Below are 359 nucleotides of genomic sequence, written 5' to 3' on the forward strand. Positions count from 1 at the left end.
GTAAATAGCCTTGATAACCGGCAAGAAATTCTTTTGCGCAAGCGCGACTTCGACCTGCTTGGTAATCGTAAATCACGACAGGCTCACGGCTGACCTCATTGCTGCGATAAACCCACATGTAGGAATTGCTGCTAGGGTTGTCACCTTCATCTAACACTTGTGTACGGGTTTCATCGGCACATAAACTATGCTCACTAAGCAAGTGACGTTGCATGGCTGCCACTAAGGGGCTGATTAGCAGGCCCGCTTTAATACACCAATTAGCTAATGTTCCGCGCGATAGTTCAAGGCCGCCACGGCCCAGTATGTCAACGAAACGATAAAGCGGTAAGGCATCGCAGTATTTGCCCGTAACAACC

General features: G+C 49.0%; 1 protein-coding gene. It reads right to left on the reverse strand.

The genetic code is table 11. The features are described from left to right. Nucleotides 1-359: IS66 family transposase (locus AAEY62_RS20900; protein ID WP_350636222.1), on the reverse strand; the 359-nt coding region annotated here is incomplete at both ends.

Origin of the sequence: Pseudoalteromonas sp. GW168-MNA-CIBAN-0100 (assembly GCF_040309225.1) — a bacterium.
In the GTDB taxonomy this organism is placed as follows: domain Bacteria; phylum Pseudomonadota; class Gammaproteobacteria; order Enterobacterales; family Alteromonadaceae; genus Pseudoalteromonas; species Pseudoalteromonas arctica.